The sequence below is a fragment of the Cohnella laeviribosi DSM 21336 genome (assembly GCF_000378425.1).
In the GTDB taxonomy this organism is placed as follows: domain Bacteria; phylum Bacillota; class Bacilli; order Paenibacillales; family Paenibacillaceae; genus Cohnella; species Cohnella laeviribosi.
In genome coordinates, this window is record NZ_KB899822.1 from 41,022 (window position 1) to 58,467 (window position 17,446).

14 protein-coding genes are annotated in these 17,446 nt (G+C 57.2%); 8 read left to right on the top strand and 6 right to left on the bottom strand.

Translation table 11 applies throughout. The features are described from left to right. Window positions 1-2: 2 nt before the first annotated feature. Window positions 3-2,078, bottom strand: coding sequence for a beta-galactosidase (locus tag F560_RS0111490; RefSeq protein WP_019005884.1), 2,076 nt, complete (start codon window positions 2,076-2,078; stop codon window positions 3-5). 127 nt (window positions 2,079-2,205) lie between these two features. On the opposite strand from F560_RS0111490, the gene F560_RS0111495 reads away from it, so the two are divergent. From F560_RS0111495 to F560_RS0111530, 8 genes are all read left to right on the top strand, one after another. Next, the gene (locus tag F560_RS0111495; protein WP_019005885.1) at window positions 2,206-3,051 is read left to right on the top strand and encodes an AraC family transcriptional regulator; all 846 of its coding nucleotides are present in this window, start codon (window positions 2,206-2,208) and stop codon (window positions 3,049-3,051) included. Window positions 3,052-3,212: 161 nt separating this feature from the next. Continuing rightward, window positions 3,213-4,133, top strand: coding sequence for an ArsR/SmtB family transcription factor (locus F560_RS0111500; protein ID WP_019005886.1), 921 nt, complete (start codon window positions 3,213-3,215; stop codon window positions 4,131-4,133). A gap of 211 nt (window positions 4,134-4,344) precedes the next feature. Next, on the top strand, window positions 4,345-6,063 hold the full coding sequence (locus tag F560_RS0111505; protein ID WP_019005887.1) for an ABC transporter substrate-binding protein: 1,719 nt from the start codon (window positions 4,345-4,347) through the stop codon (window positions 6,061-6,063). Between the two features lie 58 nt (window positions 6,064-6,121). Continuing rightward, complete coding sequence (locus F560_RS0111510; protein WP_019005888.1) at window positions 6,122-7,078, top strand: ABC transporter permease; 957 nt, start codon at window positions 6,122-6,124, stop codon at window positions 7,076-7,078. Window positions 7,079-7,090: 12 nt separating this feature from the next. After that, window positions 7,091-8,017, top strand: coding sequence for an oligopeptide ABC transporter permease (opp4C, locus tag F560_RS0111515; protein WP_019005889.1), 927 nt, complete (start codon window positions 7,091-7,093; stop codon window positions 8,015-8,017). A gap of 12 nt (window positions 8,018-8,029) precedes the next feature. Next, window positions 8,030-9,019, top strand: a complete 990-nt coding sequence (locus tag F560_RS0111520; RefSeq protein WP_026298230.1) for an ABC transporter ATP-binding protein — start codon at window positions 8,030-8,032, stop codon at window positions 9,017-9,019. Further along, window positions 9,012-9,977: an ABC transporter ATP-binding protein gene (locus F560_RS0111525; RefSeq protein WP_019005891.1), complete on the top strand. Its 966-nt coding sequence runs from the start codon at window positions 9,012-9,014 to the stop codon at window positions 9,975-9,977. Before F560_RS0111520 ends, F560_RS0111525 begins: the two co-directional genes overlap by 8 nt. A gap of 41 nt (window positions 9,978-10,018) precedes the next feature. Then, window positions 10,019-10,465: a hypothetical protein gene (locus F560_RS0111530; protein ID WP_019005892.1), complete on the top strand. Its 447-nt coding sequence runs from the start codon at window positions 10,019-10,021 to the stop codon at window positions 10,463-10,465. 80 nt (window positions 10,466-10,545) lie between these two features. Here the strand turns inward: F560_RS0111530 and F560_RS0111535 are convergent, their stop codons facing one another. From F560_RS0111535 to F560_RS0111555, 5 genes are all read right to left on the bottom strand, one after another. Continuing rightward, window positions 10,546-11,568, bottom strand: coding sequence for an endo-1,4-beta-xylanase (locus tag F560_RS0111535; RefSeq protein WP_019005893.1), 1,023 nt, complete (start codon window positions 11,566-11,568; stop codon window positions 10,546-10,548). Between the two features lie 45 nt (window positions 11,569-11,613). After that, window positions 11,614-12,540, bottom strand: a complete 927-nt coding sequence (locus F560_RS0111540) for a carbohydrate ABC transporter permease (RefSeq protein WP_019005894.1) — start codon at window positions 12,538-12,540, stop codon at window positions 11,614-11,616. An 18-nt stretch (window positions 12,541-12,558) separates the two neighbouring features. After that, window positions 12,559-13,527, bottom strand: coding sequence for an ABC transporter permease (locus F560_RS0111545; RefSeq protein WP_019005895.1), 969 nt, complete (start codon window positions 13,525-13,527; stop codon window positions 12,559-12,561). A 133-nt stretch (window positions 13,528-13,660) separates the two neighbouring features. Further along, window positions 13,661-15,376, bottom strand: a complete 1,716-nt coding sequence (locus tag F560_RS0111550; protein ID WP_019005896.1) for an extracellular solute-binding protein — start codon at window positions 15,374-15,376, stop codon at window positions 13,661-13,663. A gap of 122 nt (window positions 15,377-15,498) precedes the next feature. Next, the gene (locus F560_RS0111555; protein ID WP_019005897.1) at window positions 15,499-17,289 is read right to left on the bottom strand and encodes a sensor histidine kinase; all 1,791 of its coding nucleotides are present in this window, start codon (window positions 17,287-17,289) and stop codon (window positions 15,499-15,501) included. Window positions 17,290-17,446 lie beyond the last annotated feature (157 nt).

A 17,446-nucleotide genomic window follows, 5' to 3' on the forward strand; every position in this document is an offset into this window, starting at 1 on the left:
CCTCATTCTTGTCTGAGCCGTTTCAGCACCCGAGCGCCGCAGACGGGAAGCTCCAGTTCCGGGCCGGCCGGCTGCCCGGTTTCGAGGTCGGTATAGCGGCGGCCGTCCAGCGCGACCCGCTGCGCCCGCCCGCTGAAATTCAGGATAAACACGTAATCGGCGATGCCGTCCGTCCTTACCTGGGCGGACACGCCGTGCGGGAGATCGGTTTCCACCGCGCGGATAAGCCCCGCCCGCTCCGCCAGCTTGCGGTAGAACGCGCCGAGAAAGTCGTCCTTCAGGCGCGTCGCCATGTAGTAGGCGTTTCCCTTGCCGAACCGGTTCACGGTGAGCGCGGGCCACCCGGCATAGAAGCTGTCCGCGTCCGTATAGACCGCCAGCACGTCGGCGCTCTCCGCGTGGATCCGCTCACCAATTTCATGGGATTCGAATTCGCCGCCGAAGCCGAGCTCGTTGCCGGGGAGCATCGCGATGCCGTTGCGGTCATCATCGTACCAGCCCTCGATTTCCTCCGCCCAAATCCCGAGCGTCTTCCGCAGCGGTCCGGGAAAGCCGCCGAGATGGCAAAGATCGTTCTCGTCCACGATGCCGGACCAGTAGGTGGCCACCAGCGTGCCGCCCGCCTCCACAAACCGCTCCAGCTTCCGTCCGGTCGCTTCCCGGCACAAGTACAGCATCGGCGCGACGATCAATTTGTACGGGCCGAAGTCGTCGTCCGACCCGATCACATCCGTGGCCACGCCCTGCGCCCACAGCGCCCGATGGTGCGCGTATACCGTTTCTTCATAATGAATGCCCATGTTGCGCGGTCCCTGCGCGTCCTTCACCGCCCACCGGTTGTCCCAGTCAAACAGGATGGCCGCCTCCGCCACCGTCGCCGTTCCCGCGATTTCCGAAATGTCCGCCAGCGTCCGGCCCAACTCGGCCACTTCCCGGAACACCCGCGTATGCTCGTGGCCGGCATGATCGACGACCGCGCCGTGAAACTTTTCGCTCGAGCCGCGGCTTTTGCGCCACTGGAAATACTGCACCGAATCCGCCCCGTGCGCCACCGCCTGCAGCGAAGACAGCCGGTGCATGCCGGGCCGCTTCAGCTTGCTGACCGGCTGCCAGTTGGTCAGGCTCGGCGTGCATTCCATCAGCAGAAACGGCTTCCGCTTCAGCGAGCGGAACAGATCGTGATAAAAGGCGACCGATGCGGCAAGCTTGCTGTCATCCTTTTGCTCGTGCCAGGTCGGGTACGAATCCCAGGAGATCACGTCGAGCGCGTCGGCAAACTTGCGGTAGTCCAGCCCTTCGATCATATGCATGTTGGTCGTGACCGGGAGCGCCGGATGGGCTGCCCGCACCGCCCGAATCTCATGCCGGCAGAAATCGACGGTCTGATCCGTCACGAAACGGCGCCAGTCGAGGTTATGGCCGTGCACCATGTACTCCCCGTGGGGCGCGGGCGATTCGATTTGCCGCCAATCCGTATACGTATGCGCCCAGAATGAAGTCCACCAGGCGGCGTTGAGCGCTTCAAGCGTTCCGTATTTTTCCCGCAGCCACCCGCGGAACGCTTCCTGGCAAAGCTCGCAGTGGCAATCCCCGCCGTACTCGTTGGAAATATGCCAGCCGATTACGGCCGGATGGTTCGCGTACCGCTCGGCCAGCTTGCCGTTCAATAAGGCCGTTTTCTCCCGGTAAACCGGCGAAGTATAACAATGGTTATGCCGCATCCCGTGCAGGTTGCGGACGCGGTTGGCCTCCACCCGCCTGACTTCCGGGTATTTCTCCGACATCCACGCGGGACGCGCGCCGCTCGGCGTTGCCAGCCATACGTAAATGCCGGCTTCCGCCAGCCGGTCCAGCACCCGGTCCAGCCACCCGAACGTGAACACGCCTTCCTCCGGCTCCAGCGCAGCCCAGGCGAATATGCCGACGGACATGACGTTGCAGCCGGCCAGTTTCATCAGCCGAACGTCCTCTTCCAGCACCCGGGGATCGTGCAGCCATTGGTCCGGGTTGTAATCGGCGCCGTGCATCAGGACGGGGAGTTTTGCGCTTACGGGCGGAAATCTTAGCTTGGGGATCATGTCGTCCTTCTCCTTCCGAAATCGTCATATCCTCTTTTCTGCTTTGATCTTAGAGCAAAACTCCCTTATACTCATAGAACAAAACCATCAAAAAATCGTACAAATTGAACATAGGAGGCCGGACGGCATGATGCCTTTCCTGCTGGCGGAATTTGCGAATATGGAGCCGATTCTGCCGCTTTACGTTTGCTGCGTCGGAAGCCACGAGCAGAAGCGGCTCTCCCGGCCCGGCGGCTATCCTGCGCATCAGATCTTTCTGTCGAGAAGCGGCCGGGGAAGCTTCCGGGTCGAGGGACGAGGGGAACTGACGCTCACGCCCGGGACGCTGCTCGTTTTGCCGGCGAACGTGCCGCATGAATACGCCCCCGACGGTTCGGACGGGATATGGGATTTGGGCTTCGTCGCCTTTGACGGGTCCGCGGCCGGCCCGCTGCTGGCGCAGATGAGCGGCCTTGTGCTGTCCGTCCGCAAAGCGGCCGATTTCGAGCGGCTGTGGAGCCAATTGGAATCGCTGTGGCATCTCGTCCATCTGAACGGGGAAAACGCTTACTGGGAATTGTCCAAACGGATGTACGCCATGATTCTTTCCGTACTGGAGGATCAGTATCCGGGCCAAAAGGAACGCGGCAGCATCCGCCGCTCCGGTCAGCCGAACGCGGCCCTGCAAACGGCCGTAAGGCTGATCCACGACCACTACCACGAGCGGCTGCTTCTCTCCAACATCGCCCGGTCGGTCGGGTATTCGGTTCAGCACTTTCAGCGGCTGTTTGCGGCCAGCTACGGCATTTCGCCCCAGCAGTACCTTTTGCAGCTTCGCATGCGGCGGTCCGTTCAGCTTTTTCGCGAGCATCCGGGGATTCCGGTAGCGAAAGTCGCGGAGCTGCTCGGCATGGAAACGAGCTATTTTATCCGGATGTTCAAACGCACGTACGGCAAGACGCCCAAGCAGTATTTGAAAGCGGAGGATGGCTGACGCACGCCGTTGTTTACGAATCCGGCGGAATGCCGGCCGCGGACCATGCCGGGAAACCGTCCGCCCGAACGCTCGGGGCGGTGCGCCGGGCGGCGAAGGCTTGGCCTTGGCGCGGCTTGTCTCCGCCGTCTATAATAGATTGCAGAGAGGGGCGAGCGAACGTGGACCATCATTTGGATGTACGTCTGGATGTGCAGTTTAAACCGCTGTATGAAGCCATCAACAGTTTGCATACGTATATTTGCCGCAAATCGCACAAGAAGATCGACATAGGCGCTTCCTGGGCCCATGAAGTTCGCCGGCGATTGACGCCCGAATTCGCTTCGTTGCTGGATCAATCCGAGATCGATTTTGCCTGGAAATTGACTTACTTGCTTGTCCATCTGTGCCCATCGGAAGACGTGGACGGCTTTCTGGCCTGGCTGGAGGGGATGTCGGCAGGAGATTTGTACGAATTGATCTCCCCCTACAGCCAGCAATTTCCGGAACGGATGGGGGAATTTCGCGCCCGCACCTTGACGGTTTTCGCCGAGTGGAACAAGCAGTACTTTAAGGAGACCGATCCGGCGATTGTCGAGTCGCTGCGCAACGAAGAGCGGGATCGCAAGCGCGCTTTAACGCGCATGCCGCCGGAAGAATTCGTCGATCAGACGACCAACGGGTTGATTTTCAAATCCACGCCCGGTTTGGAGCAGCTCGTCTTAATCCCGCAATATCATTTTCAGCCGATGAATGTCATCTACTGTTTCGGCGGAATGACGGTATGCCATTATGCCGCCCGAATCTACTTCAACGAGACGGACTTCCTGTCCACGCACGAGTACCGCATGATTCGCTGCCTCGGAGAGAGAAGCAGACTCAAAATTTTGCGCTATCTTCACAACGGTCCCAGAACTTTTATTGAAATCGTCCGCCATCTGCAATTATCCAAGGGAATCACGCATGACCATCTCTCCAAACTCCGCATGGCGGGCTTGATTTACGCGCATTTCGAAGGCGAATCGCTGACCGAGTACAGCCTGAGACCGAAAGCGCTGGAGCAAATGCAGAGCAAGCTGATGGCGTATATCCGGCAAGCCTGAACGGAAGGATTCTCCTGCAGGCTCCTCTCGCCCGGCCGGGCGAAAGGAGTCTTTTTCGTATTGCGGAACGAATAATTCTCCTTCAAAAGAAATATTTTTCGGTTCTCTATTTACAGAACCAATATCGGTTTCTATAATAAAACTACCGGCATAAAGCATACTTATTTCATCGGAAATGTCGGGACTTAATAGAGAAAATCGGGAGGAAATCATGAAAAAAAGCATCGCTTCGCTATCCGCACTGCTGATCGCCGGTTCGTTGTTTCTGTCCGCTTGCTCGTCCGACAAGGGGGGAAATTCCGCAAACGAAAGCGCAAATACGCCGGCGGCTTCCCCAACCGCTTCGGCACCGGCGGATTCCGGAGTCATCCAGGCGTCCGACTTGTCCAAGCTGCCGGATACGGCCAAGCAGCGGACGGATACGATCATTGTGGGTCTAACGGACCCGAGCGGCGCGTTCACGCCGTACTTTCACCAAAGCGGCTACGACGGCAACGTCTCTTCCCTGCTTTACACGCCGCTGGTCACCGTAGACAACAAGGGGGTTCCGATTCCGGCGCTTGCGGAGAGTTGGGACATCTCCCCCGACAACCTGACTTATACGTTCCACCTCAGAAAAGATCTGAAATTCAGCGACGGCTCTCCGTTGACGGCCGACGATGTGGCGTTCACGTGGACGCTCCTGCACGACAAAGCCTACGACGGCGATTCCCAAGTCCCCGCCCTTCACGTCAAAGGCGGAGAAGCGTACAAGGAAGGGAAAGCGTCCAGCATCGAAGGCATCAAAGTCATCGATCCGCTGACCGTCTCCGTCACGCTGGAGCAGCCGAACGCGTCCGCCCTGACGACGCTCGGCTCCGACGTGCTGTCCAAAGCGTATTACGGCAAAGACTACAAGTTCGGCCAGCTGGACTACATCAAGAAGCTTCATGAGAAGCCGGTCGGCACCGGGCCGTACAAGCTGGAGAAATTCATCCCGGGCCAGGAAGTCCGGTTCGTGGCCAACGAGTACTACTATAAGGGCAAGCCGAAGACGGAGCATTTCATCTACAAGACGTCGGAAGGCGATACCTGGCAATTCCTCGAGACGGGAGAGATCGATTTCGCCTCGTTCAGCGCGACGCAGGAAAATATCGAAAAGCTGAAAAGCCTGGGATTCGTCAATATCCTTCCCTATACGCCGAGCACCTACGGCTACCTTCAAGTGAACCTGGAGCATGAAGCGTTGAAGGACAAGAAGGTGCGGCAAGCGATCGCGTACGGCCTGGACCGCCAGAGCATCTACGTCGACGCCAACCAAGGAGCGGGAGCCGTGGCCAACATTCCTTCGTCTCCGATCTCCTGGGCCTATACCGAGGAAGGAATCAATCCTTACAAATACGATCCGGAAAAAGCAAAGGCCTTGCTCGACGAAGCCGGTTGGAAAGTGGGGGCCGACGGCATCCGGGAGAAGGACGGCAAGCAGCTCACCATTCATTACCTTGGCTCCAAGAAGAAAGACACGGACATCTTCATTGCGGTGGCCAAAGAGAATTTCGCGGAACTCGGAATCAAGTTCGAGCCTGAAGTGTTCGCGGACTTCAACGCGCTCGTCTCCAAAGTGGAGGGCGGAGATTACGACCTCGCCTCCTTCTCCACGCCGCTGCTGACCGATCCCGCGGACGGCCTGATCCAGTTCGTGGACGGCGAAATCAAAGGCTACGACAATCCGAAATTCAAGGAACTGTACGACAAAGGATTGGCTACCAACGACCTCGAAGAACGGAAGCAAATTTACAAAGAGCTTTTCCAACTGGCGAACGACGAGCTGCCCGTAATTTTCACGAACTACCGAAAAACGGTCTACGCCTATAACGGCAGAATCCAGAACCTGGACGTCAGCCCTTTCAACGGCATCGCGCCCAGTCTGCCGGATTGGTATCTGCAATAACCTGAAGAACGCTTCCCTGTCTCTTTATGGGACAGGGAACGTGTTTAAGGAGCCGATTATGAGCGCGTTTATCACCAAACGATTGCTGTATACGGTCGTCATTCTGTTTGCCGCGTCGCTGCTCATCTTCAGTCTGTACGCCTTGACGCCGGGAGATTTCATCACCGGCAACATCAAGCTGACGCCCGAACGAAAGGCGGAGCTGCGGGAGATTTACGGCCTCAACAAACCGGTTCTCGAACGTTATGCCATTTGGCTGAAAAATGCCTTGCACGGCGATTTAGGCTATTCGATGGCGCAGCAGAAGCCGGTTCTCACTTTGTTTAACCAATATATTTGGAATTCCTTTCTGCTGGCCGCCGTCTCCACCTTTCTGACCTGGGTGACCGCGGTCATCATCGGGTGCGTCGCCGCCTACAAGCAGTATTCCTGGTTCGATACGCTGGTGATGGTCGCCATCTTCGCGGCGATGTCCCTCCCTTCCTTTTTCATCGGGCTGTTCCTGATCAAGATTCTGGCGGTCGATTGGAAGCTGTTGCCTCCGGGGGGGATGATCGCGACGGGCAGCCAGGCAACCGGCTTGGCTTACGTGAAAGAAGTGATTCATCATATGACGCTTCCGGTCATCGTGATGACGATTATGGGCGTCGGCTCGCTGGCCCGTTATATTCGCGGTTCCATGATCGACGTCATCAAGCAGGATTACATCCGCACGGCCCGGGCCAAGGGCTTGAAGGAACGGAAAGTGCTGTTTACGCACGCCCTTCGCAACGCCATGCTTCCGGCCATTACCTTAGTCGGCTTCGAACTGCCGGCGCTGTTCGGAGGTTCGTTGATCATCGAGAAAATTTTTAACTGGCCCGGAATCGGGCAGCTCTATTTGACCTCGTTCGGCTTAAGGGACTACCCGCTTCTGATGGGATTCACCGTGCTGATCGCGATTTTGACCGTCATCGGAACCCTGCTGTCGGACATCCTGTACCGCGTTGCCGATCCGCGCGTCAGGCTGCAATAAAGGAGGAAGACCATGTCAACGATCGGGAGCGAAATCACCAAAGCCGGCACGGCCGGCACAGCGCCGGTCAGATCCTCGATGTGGAGGCAGGCCGCGCGGCGGTTGCTGAAGAACAGGCTCGCGATGCTCGGTTTGGCCGTCGTGGTCTTTATGTTCGCGTTTTGTTTCATCGGCCCGCTGTTCTCCCCTTATACGGACAACAAGATCCATCTGGCGCAGATGAATAAACCGCCCAGTCCGCAGCATTGGCTCGGAACGGATGCGCTCGGCCGGGATGTGCTTACCCGCGTCATGCAGGCGGGACGAATCTCCTTGACGGTGGGGCTGGCCTCCATGGTCCTCTCCGTATTCATCGGCTCGCTGCTCGGCGCGATTGCCGGATATTTCCGCGGGATTTGCGACCAGATCATCATGCGTCTCGCGGACCTGCTCCTGACCATTCCGGGGCTTCCGCTCCTGTTTATCCTCGGAGCGCTGCTGTCCGATTGGAAGGTGCCGACCGAATACCGGATGTACATCGTGATGCTGATGCTCAGCCTCGTCAACTGGCCCGGTCTTGCCAGAATGGTCAGAGGCGAAGTGCTCAGCCTCCGGGAGCGCGAATTCATGCAGGCGGCTACCGTTCTCGGCCTGCGCAACCGGCGCAAACTGTTCAACCATTTGCTGCCCAATTTGGTGCCTTTGATCATCGTCATCGCATCGCTCAACGTGGGCGGAGCCATTCTGAGCGAATCCGTGCTCAGCTTCTTCGGCCTGGGGGTCATGCCGCCGACGCCGACATGGGGCAATATGATCGATTCGGCGAACAACATGATCGATTTTCAAAAGCGTCCGTGGCTGTGGATTCCGCCGGGGTTTTCCATTTTCGCGACAGTCATCGCCATTAACATTTTCGGAGACGGGCTCCGGGACGTGCTGGACCCCAGACCCAGGAAGTAGGTGCGACATCGGATGAGTGACTTGCTTGAAATCGATCGTCTTAAAGTCTATTTCGATACCCGGGAAGGAACCGTCAAAGCGGTGGACGACGTCAGCCTGCGCGTTCGCCGGGGGGAAACGGTGTGCATCGTCGGCGAATCCGGCTGCGGCAAGAGCATTACGGCGATGTCGATCATGGGCCTGGTCGGGTCGAATGCGGCCGCCGGCCCATTCGTGGACGGGCAAATCCGCTTCGACGGCCGGAATTTGCTCCGGCTTGACCGGAACGAGCTGCGGACGATTCGGGGCCGCGAGATCGCGATGATTTTCCAGGAGCCGATGACCTCGCTTAATCCGGTTCTGCCCATCGGCGAGCAGATCATGGAGCCGCTGATCGAGCATCTTAAACTGAGCCGGAAGGCTGCGCGGGCGCGGGCGATCGAACTGATCCGCAAAGTGGGCATCTCCAGGCCCGAGCAGATCGCGAAGTCTTACCCGCACGAGCTAAGCGGCGGCATGCTGCAGCGGATCATGATTGCCATCGCCATCTCCTGCAATCCGAAGCTGCTCATCGCGGATGAACCGACGACGGCGCTCGACGTCACGATTCAAGCGCAGATTCTGGATATGATGCGGCAGTTCAAGGCCGATTCGAACATGTCCATTCTGCTCATTACGCACGATCTCGGCGTCGTGGCCGAAATGGCGGACTACGTCGTCGTCATGTATTCCGGCAAGGTCGTCGAGGAAGGCGAAGTGGTGGAACTGTTCACGAATCCCAAGCATCCGTACACGCGCGGGCTCTTGAAATCCAAGCCGGTCATCAACCAGCGGCAGGACGAGCTGTACTCGATTCCGGGACAGGTTCCGAACCCGTTGGAATTAAGACCTTCTTGTTATTTCCATGAGCGGTGCGAGCGCTGTATGGACGTCTGCCGGACTCGCGAGCCGCGTCTGCGCGAGGTCGGGGATAACGGGAAAGTCGCGTGCTGGCTGTACGAGGAGGCGGTAGTTCATGCCTGAGGCGCTGCTTGAAATCCGTCATCTGAAGAAGTATTTTCCCGTCAAATCCGGTTTTCTGAACCGCACCGTCGGGCAAATCAAAGCCGTTGACGACATCAGCCTTTCGATACGGCCCGGCGAGACCTTCGGTCTCGTAGGCGAATCGGGCAGCGGGAAAAGCACGGTCGGACGCACGGCGATCCGGCTGACGGAGAAGACGGATGGCGAAGTGCGGTTCAAAGGAATCGACCTTTACGGTCTTAACGCTGAGGAGCTGCGCCGGCTTCGTCCGAAAATGCAGTTGATTTTCCAGGACCCGTACAGTTCCTTGAATCCCCGCGTGCGGATCGGCGATGCGATCGGCGAAGCCCTGCTCGACCACGGCCTGGCGCCGAAGGAGGAAATCCGCGACCGCGTTCTTGACGTGCTGGCCGCGTGCGGATTGTCCGCCTATCATATCGACCGTTTCCCTCACGAGTTCTCGGGCGGGCAGCGTCAGCGGATCGGGATCGCGCGCGCTTTGGTTCTGAATCCGGAATTGATCATTGCCGACGAGCCCGTATCCGCGCTGGACGTGTCCATTCAAGCGCAGATCATCAATCTCTTCCGGAAGCTTCAGGAGAGCCGGGGCTTGACCTACTTGTTCATCTCCCATGATCTCAGCGTGGTCGAGCACTTGTGCTCCCGCATCGGCGTCATGTACTTGGGCTCGATGGTGGAGACGGCCCCGCGGGATGACTTGTTTCGCAACCCGCTCCACCCCTATACCAAAGCGCTCCTGTCGGCCGTGCCGATCCCGATTCCGAAGCTCAAGCGGGAAAGAATCGTGCTGAGCGGCGATATCCCGAGCCCGGCCAACCCGCCGTCCGGCTGCAAGTTCCATACGAGATGCCCTTTCGCCGTAGAGCGGTGCAAAGAACAGGCGCCCGAATTCCGGCATGTCGGCGGAGAGCGCTTCGTCGCGTGCCATTTGGTCTGACGGCGGACAAACGAACTGGAAAATTCGAATGGAGAGCAAACATGCAGAAAACGAAATTGCCGCAGCCTTACGGGCTCCGGCTGGAGATGATTTTGGCCAAGGGGTTCTCGGCGGATGAGGCGTTGAAGCTGATTCGGCGAAACGATGCGGCGGAGCTGCGGGAGAAAGTAAATCCCGAAACCGCTTGGGAGAGCTTCCTGGAATATGCCAACGCGCACGAAGAAGCGATCGAGGCGGCCGTCCGGAATGGATACGAATTTCCCTTCCTCACGATCGGCGGCATCCGAAACCTGCTGTTCATTAAGTTCGGAAAGAGCGAGGAAAGGGATTACCGGTTCCGCGACGGCCGGATTGAACGGCTGCGTTTGACCAGGCCCGAGCTCGAATCGCTAAGAAAGCGGGTTCCGGATTATTGGCGTTTTGCCGAGACCGGAACGGAAGTCGGCCGGTCCGAAGAAACCGTCGAAATTTCCATCATGCTGGCATAAATCAGACGTCGCGCAAAAACAACAACGCCGTCCTTCTCCGCGAAACGGAAACGGACGGCGTTCGCCGTTTTGTCCCTTTTTCACTCCTGAGTCCCCGCGCCGCTCACGACTTTCCAGAACGACGGTTTGGGCTGATGGCGCTCGTCGAACAGGAACGGCCAGTTCTTCCGCCCGCGCACCGGGAAGTGGTCCAGCCACGTGTAATCGTCCGCGACGCCCCAGAACGTCACGCATTCGATGACATCGCGGTATTCCCGGAAGATGCGGAAGATCTGCTCGTACCGCCGTTCCTGCAGCTCCATCATTTCCGCCGTCGGCGACTTGAGATCGGCGCGGCGGTCGTCCCACTCGAACACGGAGACGTCCAGCTCGGTGATATGCAGCTTCAGCCCGAGCGATGCGTACCGCTCGATGGCGGCGCGGATGTCGTCCGCTGGCGGACTCCGCAGTTGCCAATGCGCCTGCAGCCCGACGCCGTGGATCGGCACGCCGCGCGCCTTCAGCGACCGGACGAGGGTAACGATCTTTTCCCGCTTGGCCGGATGGCTTTCATTGTAATCGTTGTAAAACAGCAGCGCGTCCGGGTCGGCCTCGTGCGCGAATTCGAACGCTTTGGCAATGAATTCTTCGCCGGCGATGCGCAGCCATTTCGACTCGCGAAGCAGCTCGGGCCCTTCGTCCGCCACCGCCTCGTTGACCACGTCCCAGCAGAACACGTCGCTTTTGTATCGGCCGACCACCGTATCGATATGCGCTTTCAGCCGGGCGTACAGCAACGCTTTGTCCGCAAGGCCGCCGCCCGGCTTCTCAAACAGCCAGTCCGGCGTCTGGTTGTGCCATACGAGCGTGTGTCCTCTCATCTTCATGCCGTGCTCCCGCGCGAAACCGGCCAGCCGGTCGGCGTCCTCAAACGCGTACGTTTCCTCGTGCGGATGGATGCGCTCGAATTTCATCTCGTTTTCGGCGGTAATGCAGTTGAAATGCCGGGCCAAGAGATCGGCCGAACTGACGAGCGTTCGCGGATTGACGGCGGCGCCGATCCGAAAATAGCCGGCAAACACGTCCCGCAATTTCGGCACGACACCGTTCGCGTCCTGATCCATGAAAACACCTCCAGGGGTTGACACTTGCAATGAGGCGAACGGTGGTCATTCCTTCACGCCGCCCACGACCATCCCTTTGACAAAATATTTCTGCAGAAACGGGTACACCATGATGATCGGCACGGAGGCCACGATCGTCATCGTCGAGCGGATGGAATAGGGCGTCACCATACTCGCCCCCGTATTCCCGGCCGCGATAAAGTCGGGCGCGTTCTGGGAAGCGTTGGAGTTCTGCAATATTTTCTGCAGCTCATACTGCAGCGTGCTCAAATGCTCGTACGAAGAGTTGTACAGAAACACGTCGAACCAGGAGTTCCATTGGTATACGCCGGTGAACAGCGCCACGGTCGCCAGCACGGGCGTGCTCAGCGGCAGCACGATGCTGAAGAACGTCCGGTAGTCGCCGGCTCCGTCGATTTTGGCGGATTCCAGAATGTTGTCCGGCAAATTTTCAATAAACGAACGGATGATGATCAGGTTAAACACGCCGACCAGCCCCGGCCAGATGTAGACCCAGAAGCTGCCGACGAGCCCCAGATCGCGCATCAGCAAGAAGGTCGGGATCAGCCCGCCGTTGACGTACATCGTCAAAATGAAGGCGACCGTAACGAACTTGCGCAGCACGTACTCCGGCCTGCTGATCGTGTAGGCCACCATGGCCGAACACAGGACGGTCAGCACGGTGCCGAGGACGGTGCGCAGAACGGAAATCAGGGTGGCGTGAAAAATGGTCGCTTCCTCCAGGACAAACCGGTAATTTTCAAGCGTCCACTTTCTTGGCCACAAGTAAATGCCGCCCTTTAGCGAATCGGTCGCATCGTTGAACGATACGGCAAGCGTGTTCAGAAACGGATACAGCGTCACTACCATCAGCAGCGTCAGCAACGTAAAGTTGACCGCTTCAAACACCCGATCCCCGAACGACATGCGGATGCGCCGTCTTTTGCGTCTCTTCGCCGCCAATTCCGCCATGCTGCAACGCCCTCCTTCTCAGTACAGCCTGGCTTCGCCAAGGCGCTTCGCGATATGGTTTGCGGCGAACAGCAGGATGAAGCTGACCACCGTCTTGAACATGCTGGCCGCCACGGACAGCGAGAAGTTGCCCATATTGATCCCGTATTTCAGGACAAATATATCAAGGTTTTCCGAATAATCGATGTTCATGCCGTTCCCCAAAAGGTACTGCGGTTCGAATCCCGACTCCAGCAAATAGCCTACGTTCATGATGAGCAGGACGATGATGACCGGCTTGATGCCGGGCAGCGTGATGTGCCACATCTTCTTGAAGCGTCCCGCGCCGTCCATTTCGGCCGCTTCATATTGGGCGGGGTCGATCATCGTCATCGCGGCCAAATACACAATCGTGTTCCACCCCAGATCCTTCCACACGATGCTGGCGCCGAAAATGCCCCAGAACCAATGCCCCACGCCCAAAAACAGGACCTCGTCATCCAAAAGTCCGAGCCACATGAGCAAATCGTTGACGATGCCGTCCGTTGCCAGAACGGCCTGGATAATCCCTGCCGCCACCACCCACGATATGAAGTGGGGAAGGTAGCTGATCGTCTGCACCACGCGTTTGAAAACCAGTTGGCGCACCTCGTTCAGCAGCAGGGCCAGCGTAATCGCGGTGACAAAGCCGAGCACGAGGTTGAGCGAGCTCATGACGAGCGTGTTTCGAAGCACGCGCAGGAACCGCTCGTCTCCGAACAGAAATTCGAAATGCTGGAACCCCACCCATTTTTGATCCCAGAAACCCTTTGCAGGCTTGTAATCCTGGAACGCGATCGTCCATCCCCAAAGCGGCAAATATTTGAAGACAAACAGCCAGACGACAAACGGCACGGACATCACGACCAGCGCCCGCTGTTGAACAAGCTGCCGGAAAAATCGCTTCCATCCCGCAGGCTTGCTCATGCCGGCCGCGGACGGTTCCGTGTACGCAAGGTTATTCTCCATCGTCAATTTCTCTCCTTAACGGTGCCGAAAATCGCCGACACGGGGATCGCGACGCCGGAAACGGCGAGCGAAAGGCCGGACTTGCGCGGTGCGCGATGAAGCCGGCCTTTCGCTAACGCCGGGACGATAACGTTTATTTCCCTTGAGCTTTCGCCACAACTTCCTTGATGCGTTCCGTATACCACTGCTGATAACCGGCGATATCCAGCTTATTCAATTCCGTCGTGTATTTGGTCCACACGTCTTCGAACTTGGCCGGATCCGAAAGCACCAGCTCCGGAATGTACTTCCGCTGCAGCTCGGTCTTTCTCGCCTCGAAGATTTGCGGCGGCGAACCTTGCTCCTTCTGGATGCCCCATGCCGGGAACCACGGACGGTTGTCCGGCGGCGCGAACATTTCCGCGTACGTTTTGACGCCGTAAGCCGACAAAATCTTCTTGTCCGCTTCCGTCAAGCTAAGCTGGAACACTTCCGGCTGCAAACCGGGCGACGCCGCGTTGCCGTCGGCCAGCGTCGAGTTCGTGCCGTATTGCGGCCAATCCCAGTCGAATACCGTGAATCCGTAATCTTCGAGAAATTTCTGGTTCATCTTGTCGATCATTTCTTGCGTGCGGTACATCCGGCCGTTTTCGTCTTTCAGGTACGTTTCGCCCTCGACGCCCCATTTGACGAGGATCTGGTTTTCTTCCTTCAGCAGGTTGTCCACGAATTGGATGATCCGGACCGGATCCTTCGCGCTGACCGTAATCCCGAACCCGCGGTTGTTGACGAAGCCCGGCGGATCGAGGTACTGGTCTTTGCCGCCGTCGAAGGTGACCGGCAGCGGGAAGTACCGGTAGCCGTCCTGCGAAGGATCGGTCTTCGCGGCGTCCCTGAGCGCATTCTGCGCGGAACCGATCTGCCAGCCGTAGTCGAAGAATCCAAGCACTTTGTGCGAGGTCAGTTTGGCGATATATTGGTCGTAGTTGTCGACGAAAGAGGACTTGTCGAACAAACCTTTGGCGTTGATTTCATTCAGCAGCTTGAACCAGCGTTTTTCATAGTCGGTGCCGGCGTATATCTTCGCTTCGTGCGTCTGCATGTCGACCATGACTTCGCCGTCGTTCGGATAACCGGCCAGATGATTCGGCACGTTGGTCGTCGCGAAGAAGCGCCAGTCGTGCGTTAGCGTGACGAACCCGGTCAAATTTTCGTTCGGATGGGCTTTGATAAAATCTTCAATCAGCTTGAAGTAGTCGTCCACCTTGTTGATTTTCGGATAACCGGCCCATTCCAGCACGCGGCGCTGAACCCAGAACGCGCCCTGGTTGATGTTCGGATCGGGAATGTACCCATTGACGACCGTGGAGAAAGGAAGGAAATAGATCCCGCCGTCCTCGGCCTTCATCAGATTGAAATACGGCTCGTAAACGCGCTTGATGTTCGGGCCGTACTTTTCGATCAGGTCGGTCAGATCGATGAAGGCGCCGGCGTCGAGAAGCTGGTTGATCCCCGCGTCCGGAATGATGACGTCCGGATATTCGTTGGCGGCCACCATCGTTCCGATCTTCGTGTTCAGGTCGCCGACCAGGTGCTCGATCTTGAAGTTGACCCCGGTCTGATCCTCCAACATTTTGCCGATTGTGGTCTCGTTGGTATTGACGTCTTTTTCGCCGGCGACACCGTTAAAGATTCTGAACGTCACCTTGTCGGGCGGCTGTTCGCCGGTATTGCTTCCGGCGGTTCCGGTGCTTGCGGGCTGCTCACCGGAGCTTTCCGCCGCTTCTTTTTTGCCCGAACAAGCGGTAACGATCATGGATAGCGCCATGATGAGGGCGATCATCGAAGCAAACCACTTTTTCTTCGCCACCGTGCATGAAACCCCTTTCCTTTAGTTTGTAAGCACTTTCATTATAGCGGTCGGCCAATACTTTGTTTACCTGATAAACTAAAGGTCATCCTTCAAAAAATAAACATAATGCGGAAAGGGGTTTAGGTTTGCGGGCCCGGATCGGCTTGAACCGGAAGGGAGATTTGAATATGCGTCCCTTCGCCGGGGGCGCTGTCGATAAACAGCCGAATGCGGTCGCCATACAGCATTTTGAGCCGATAAATCACGTTTTGCACGCCAATGCGCTCCCCGAGCTCCTCCACGTTGTCCAGGAAGCCGTACAAGCGCTCGACCTGCTCCTTTTTCATGCCGACGCCGTTGTCGCGAATGGAAAATTCGAGGCAATCCGTCCCCAGTTCAATCCTGATGTCGATTTCCCCGCCATGTTTCAGCGGTTCGATGCCGTGAATGCTGGCGTTTTCCACAAACGGCAGAAACACCATCTTGGGGATGACCGCTTTTTTGGCGTTCGGATCGACATCGAGCCGGTAGACCAGCCGGTCGCCGAAACGGTATTGCTGGATTTCGAGAAAACACAAAATAAATTCCAGTTCCTCTTCGACCGTCACTCTGTCCTTGCTCCAGGCCAGCGAGGAACGCAGCAGCTTCGCCATGTTATGGATAATTTTCGCGGTTTCCGTTTCGTTTTTGATCAGGCTGCGCATGCGGATCGTTTCCAGCGAGTTGAACAGAAAATGCGGATTGATCTGGCTTTGCAGCGCGTTGAGCTGCGCTTTCCGGTGCTCGATCTCGAGCGATTTTCGCTCGATATCGGCGATGTAGACGTCGTTGATCAGCCGCTTGATTTGCAGCGACATGCGGTTGAACTCGACCTGAAGCTGCCCGATTTCATCGCGCGACGCTCCGTCTTCGATGGTCACGAACTGCTGGTTTTTTACCTTTTTCATATGCCGGAGAATGTTGACCAGGCGAACGTTCATCGACCGCGAAATCCAGGTGATGATCAGGGTGGAAATGAACAGGTTGGCGGCAGCCAGCCAAATGATGAATTCCCGCGATTTGCGGACGACGCGGAACACTTCTTCCTCCGAAATCGTGCCGACAATTTTCCAGCCTTTCATATAACTTATGCCGGCGTACGTCGTTTCAAACTCGATGGCGTCTTTGGGTTTCTGCAGCTCGTTGTAGAACACGGTGTCGACGGGCCAGTTCACGTTGGGATCGGTCGTATATTCGATGCTGCCTTTTTCGTTCAGCAGATAAACGTAGCCGTTCAGGTTCAGGTTGCCGAAAACCTGCTCGACGGCCGACGTGCGAAGTTCGATTTTGAGAATTTTTTCCCACTTGTTCCCGTCAAAATAGTTCATTCGGCGCACGATGCTGAACGTATCGCGGTAAGGGGAGCCGAGTCCCGGCACAAACGTGTCTTCCCGCGCCGTGCGGACGAGGACGGGGTTGGCGTTTTTGGCGTCCCGCAGCGCCCTGTACCAGACCGATTCCTTCGCTTGCTCCGACAGAAAACCGATGCCGCCCGAGTGCAGCATCGTCGGGTTGTCGAGGTAAATTTTGATGTTTTGCATCGAGGTGTACACGGGCGTGTAGCTGTTTAAAATGCGGCGAAAATACGAATCGTAGGCGGAGACATAATCGGCGGGGTTTTGATATTCCTCTTCCAGAATTTGATTCAGGTTGTAGTCGGTAAAAAAAACGGACGAAACGCTCACGGCGTCTTCGATTTCCGATCGGAATTCGTTTTTGACCTGTTCAAGGGCGCGTTCGATATCTTGCATGCGCTGGTTTTTCACCTTTTCCGTCGTCGCCCGGTAAAACACGACATTGGTCAGCACGATCGGCAGCAAGACACACAGGACATAGATGATCATCATCTTGTTGCGCAGGCGGATGTTGTCGAGATTAAACGGCAGCTTCATGCCTACTCTCCTTTATGAGCTCTTTTCACAACGTCATTCAACCGTTCGACGACGCCGGACACGCACCAGTGAACGACGGCTTGTTTGGTAAGCGGTTTCAACCTGTCGCAAACGATCGTTTGGCTTGCTTTCTTGCTCGCCCGTTACGAATTGCCCA

What these genes read in the sequence shown, in the direction of transcription:
- F560_RS0111490 (WP_019005884.1), bottom strand. Translation starts at nt 2,078, where the DNA reads ATGATCCCCAAGCTAAGATTTCCGCCCGTAAGCGCAAAACTCCCCGTC.
- F560_RS0111495 (WP_019005885.1), top strand. Translation starts at nt 2,206, where the DNA reads ATGATGCCTTTCCTGCTGGCGGAATTTGCGAATATGGAGCCGATTCTG.
- F560_RS0111505 (WP_019005887.1), top strand. Translation starts at nt 4,345, where the DNA reads ATGAAAAAAAGCATCGCTTCGCTATCCGCACTGCTGATCGCCGGTTCG.
- F560_RS0111510 (WP_019005888.1), top strand. Translation starts at nt 6,122, where the DNA reads ATGAGCGCGTTTATCACCAAACGATTGCTGTATACGGTCGTCATTCTG.
- opp4C (WP_019005889.1), top strand. Translation starts at nt 7,091, where the DNA reads ATGTCAACGATCGGGAGCGAAATCACCAAAGCCGGCACGGCCGGCACA.
- F560_RS0111520 (WP_026298230.1), top strand. Translation starts at nt 8,030, where the DNA reads ATGAGTGACTTGCTTGAAATCGATCGTCTTAAAGTCTATTTCGATACC.
- F560_RS0111525 (WP_019005891.1), top strand. Translation starts at nt 9,012, where the DNA reads ATGCCTGAGGCGCTGCTTGAAATCCGTCATCTGAAGAAGTATTTTCCC.
- F560_RS0111530 (WP_019005892.1), top strand. Translation starts at nt 10,019, where the DNA reads ATGCAGAAAACGAAATTGCCGCAGCCTTACGGGCTCCGGCTGGAGATG.
- F560_RS0111535 (WP_019005893.1), bottom strand. Translation starts at nt 11,568, where the DNA reads ATGGATCAGGACGCGAACGGTGTCGTGCCGAAATTGCGGGACGTGTTT.
- F560_RS0111540 (WP_019005894.1), bottom strand. Translation starts at nt 12,540, where the DNA reads ATGGCGGAATTGGCGGCGAAGAGACGCAAAAGACGGCGCATCCGCATG.
- F560_RS0111545 (WP_019005895.1), bottom strand. Translation starts at nt 13,527, where the DNA reads ATGGAGAATAACCTTGCGTACACGGAACCGTCCGCGGCCGGCATGAGC.
- F560_RS0111555 (WP_019005897.1), bottom strand. Translation starts at nt 17,289, where the DNA reads ATGAAGCTGCCGTTTAATCTCGACAACATCCGCCTGCGCAACAAGATG.